The sequence below is a fragment of the Intrasporangium chromatireducens Q5-1 genome (assembly GCF_000576575.1).
GTDB lineage: Bacteria > Actinomycetota > Actinomycetes > Actinomycetales > Dermatophilaceae > Intrasporangium_A > Intrasporangium_A chromatireducens.
Window position 1 is genome coordinate 1 of the sequence record NZ_AWQS01000310.1, and the last position, 3,821, is coordinate 3,821.

The 3,821-nt window shown below is 69.8% G+C and carries 4 protein-coding genes; 1 reads left to right on the forward strand and 3 read right to left on the reverse strand.

The window, feature by feature from the left end; genetic code table 11:
- Positions 1–196: 196 nt before the first annotated feature.
- From N864_RS20080 to ku, 3 genes are all read right to left on the reverse strand, one after another.
- Positions 197–1,300: a mandelate racemase/muconate lactonizing enzyme family protein gene (locus tag N864_RS20080; RefSeq protein WP_034721589.1), complete on the reverse strand. Its 1,104-nt coding sequence runs from the start codon at positions 1,298–1,300 to the stop codon at positions 197–199.
- A gap of 101 nt (positions 1,301–1,401) precedes the next feature.
- Entirely contained in the window at positions 1,402–2,628 is a 1,227-nt protein-coding gene (locus tag N864_RS20085; protein ID WP_034721591.1) for an acetyl-CoA hydrolase/transferase family protein, read from the reverse strand.
- A gap of 154 nt (positions 2,629–2,782) precedes the next feature.
- Positions 2,783–3,652 carry a non-homologous end joining protein Ku gene (gene ku / locus N864_RS20090; RefSeq protein WP_034721594.1) on the reverse strand — a complete coding sequence of 290 codons (870 nt, stop codon included), beginning with the start codon at positions 3,650–3,652 and terminating at the stop codon, positions 2,783–2,785.
- Positions 3,653–3,680: 28 nt separating this feature from the next.
- On the opposite strand from ku, the gene N864_RS24845 reads away from it, so the two are divergent.
- Positions 3,681–3,821, forward strand: a 141-nt coding sequence (locus N864_RS24845; RefSeq protein ID WP_476702745.1) for an ATP-dependent DNA ligase, incomplete at its 3' end; no start/stop codon positions are given.

Sequence of the window (3,821 nt, forward strand, 5' to 3'; positions counted from 1 at the left end):
TCCTGGGAGGACGCAGCGGTGGCGGCCTTCTGCTTGGCGAGGAACGCGGCGGTCGCGTTCGCGCCGGACTCGGCGGCCTTCGCATCCTGTTCGGTGATCTGGTCGGTCATGTCGGACTCCTTTGTCGTTCGGTGCTTCTCGAGATGTATGCCGCCGGGCTCGGTCCCCCTGTCACCGGGCCCGTGCGTCTGGTGGGCTACCGGTCCTGCCGGTAGTGGGTGAGCTTCTCCTCGTCGATGACGAGACCCAGACCGGGGCCGGGGCGGACCGTGAGCGTCCCGTCGGTGATCCGGAGCGGCTCGGCAAGCAGGTCGTCGGCCATGTCGAGGAAGTTCGACAGCTCTCCGGCGCGCCGGCTCGTGTGGTGGTGGGCGGCGCCGAAGGCGACGGCGCAGACGCTGCCGACCTGCCCGTCGATCTGGTTGCCCATGACGACCTCGACGCCGAGCCCCTCGCACTCGTGCAGGATGCGCTGGCCCTGGGTGAAGCCGCTGCGTGCCGTCTTGATGCTGATCGCGGTGGCGGAGCCCCCGAGCAGCTCGCGGGTGACCTCGCCCGGGCGGGTGGCGCTCTCGTCGGCGATGAACGGGATCTGCGCCTGCTGCACGAGCCACCGTCGTCCGAGCACGTCGTCGGCGGGGTTCAGCTCCTCGGCGAACAGGAGGTCGAGGTCGGCCATCATCCGGAGCGCGCGGGCGCTCTCGCTCGCGGTCCACCCCCGGTTGCCGTCGATGTAGAGCTCGGCCTCAGCGCCGAAGTGCTCGCGCAGGGCCCGGCAGACGGCGACGTCGAGGTCGACCGGCATCCGTCCGACCTTCACCTTGAACGTCCGGATCCCGTACTCGTCCCGCACCCGCTGTGCCTCGTCGACCATGGCCGACGGCTCGTCGAAGCCGAGCATGTGACTCACCCGCATCCGGTCGGTCCACCCGCCGAGCAGCTCGGTGACCGGCACCTCGAGGGTCTGGCCGAGTGCGTCCCAGATCGCCATGTCGAGGGCCGCCTTGGCGGTCGGGTTGCCGATGGTCCGGTCGAGGTCGGCGTGGATCCGCTCGCGCTCGAGGAGGCTGCGCCCGGCCACGACCGGCGCAAAGATCGTCTGGACCACGGCGATGATCGACGCCTGCGTCTCGCCGTAGGTGAACGGCCGGGGTGGCGCCTCGGCCGTGCCGATGACGCCGGAGTCGGTGTGGACCCGCACGAGGACGTGCTCGGCGACCCGGACCTCGCCGCTCGCGAAGCGCAGTGGCTTGCGGTACGGGATCGCGAACGGGATCGCTTCGACGTGCGTGATCTTCACGTCATCGACGCTACGGATCCGATTGTGAACCGTCCAATACCTGTTTTTGACCTACTCGGACGTCCGACGTCTCAGTGCGTCCGATGGCGCGGGTCGCAGGCTCAGGCGAGGCCGAGGGCGGCGGCCTCCTCCCACAGCTCCTCCCGGACCGACGGGTGCGCTGCGCACTCGATGATGGCCCGGCACTGCTCCCGCTCGTCGTGGCCCCAGAGCGGGGCGATGCCGTGCTCGGTGACGACTGCGGACTGTTGGAACGAGGTCACCGGCTCGTCGAGCAGCGGCACGATGGTCGACACGTCCGCCTTCGGGTGCCAGGACCGCAGTGCGATGAAGGACTTGCCGCCGGGGGAGTGCAACGCCCCGACGATGAAGTCGGTCTGGCCGCCGAAGCCCGAGTAGATGCGCGCGTTGATCCGGGACGCGTTCGCCTGCCCGAACAGGTCCACCTCGAGCGCCGTGTTGACGGAGGTCATCTGGCGCTGCTGTGCGATGAGCCCGGGGTCGTTGGTGCGCTCGGTGCGCATCATCCGCACCCGCGGGTTGCGGTCGAGCCAGTCGTAGAGCTCCTGCGACCCGAAGACGAAGGAGGTGATGAGCGGGTGGTTCCGGTCGAGCGCACCGGCCGCGTCGAGGGCGAGCACGCCGTCGGAGAACATCTCGGTCCAGACGCGAATCCCCTTGCGGGACACGAGTGCTGCCAGCGTCGCGTCCGGGACGCCCCCGATGCCGAGCTGCATGGTCGAGCCGTCCAGGATCTGCGAGGCGACGAGCTCGCCGATGGCCCGGCTGTCGTCGTCGGGCGGGACCGGCACGTGCGTCGCGAGCGGTGCCTCGATCTCGACCGCGAGGTCGACGTGCTCGACCGGGATCTGCGCGTCACCGAAGGTGTAGGGCATCCGCGGGTTCACGACGGCGACGACGAGGCCGCCCCGGGCCCGGCACGCCTCGACGGCGGCAGGCAGCACGTTGACCTCGAGACCGAGGCTCAGCTGCCCGTCGATCGGCGGTGCGCAGTGGAGCAGGACGACCTCGGGAGGCAGGGTCCGGCCGAAGAGCAGCGGCACGAGCGAGAGGCGCGAGGGCACGTAGCGCAGTCCCGGGTGGCGCCGCATGCCCGCGCCGACGAAGCAGGTCTCGACCGTCACGCCGTCGCGTTCCGGCAGCCCGGGCGGCGCGTTGAGGGCGTGCAGGACGTAGGAGGGCACGCACTCGTCGACGGCCTGCACCGCCTCCCAGGGGATCGACATGTTGCCGCTGACGACGATCCGCGGGTTGGGCGGAAGGGTGCGCAGACGGCTCTGGAGCTCGGCGACGGAGACGGTCTTCACGCCCCCATCCTTGCCCAGCGGCACCGCTCACCGCTCGCCGACAGGCAGGCCCGCTCGTGACCCTGCTCTCGCGTGCTCTCGTGGTTGGTGCGGTGGAGGATCGGCACACCCAGGGGTGGCCGATGTTCCACGCTCGACTGGGACGGAGCGGGACTCAGCTGGCCTTCTTCTTGGCCTTGGTCGCCTTCTTGGCCGGCTTCTTCTTCTCGGGCGTGGCCTCGGCCTCGTCCTTCGTGCCGCCACCGCGCTTGGCGGCCTTGGCGGCGTCGACGCTGCGCTGCAGCGCCGCGAGCAGGTCGACGACCTCGGTCTCCTCCTCGGGAGCGGCCTCGGGTGCCTTGACCTCGCCGCCCTCGATCTTCGACTCGACGAGCGCCTCGACGGCCTCGGAGTAGTCGTCCTCGAACTCGTCCGGCTCGTAGTCGCCGGCCAGCGAGTCGACGAGCGAGGACGCCATCGCCAGCTCCTTCTTCGTCGCATGGGTGTCCTCGTCGAGCACGCCGAAGTCCGGCTGGCGCACCTCGTCGGCCCACAGCAGCGTCTGCAGGACGATGACGCCCTCGCGGACCCGCAGGACGGCGAGGGTCATCCGCGTGCGGATCGCGACGGTGACCAGTGCCATCCGATCGGCCTTCTCGAGGGCGTCACGCAGCAGGACGTAGGGCTTCACCGAGCTCTTCTCGGGCTCGAGGTAGTACGACTTGTCGAACAGCAGCGGGTCGATCTGCTCCGACGGGACGAACTTCTCGATCGAGATCTCCTTGGAGGAGCGCGACGGCAGGCTCTTCATGTCCTCGTCGGTGAGGATGACCATGCGTCCGTCCGAGGTCTCGTAGCCCTTGGCGATGTCGGAGTAGGGCACCTCCTCACCGTCGATCGAGCAGACCCGCTGGTAGCGGATCCGGCCCCCGTCCTTCTCGTGCACCTGCCGGAACTGCACGTCGTGGTTCTCGGTCGCGGAGAAGAGTCGCACGGGCACGTTGACGAGGCCGAACGACACGGCGCCCTTCCAGATGGCTCGCATGGGTACCAGAATGCCACCCATGCGCCCGATGCTGGCCACGTCGACGACCGCGGTCCCCCAGGGCGACTCGTGGGCCCACGAGGTGAAGTGGGACGGCATGCGTGTCCTCGCCGACGTCACCGACGGGCGGCTGCGGCTCTTCAGCCGGACCGAGCGCGACGTCACCGTC

Coding starts and splice junctions, on each gene's coding strand:
- ku (WP_034721594.1), bottom strand. CDS start 3,652: ATGCGAGCCATCTGGAAGGGCGCCGTGTCGTTCGGCCTCGTCAACGTG.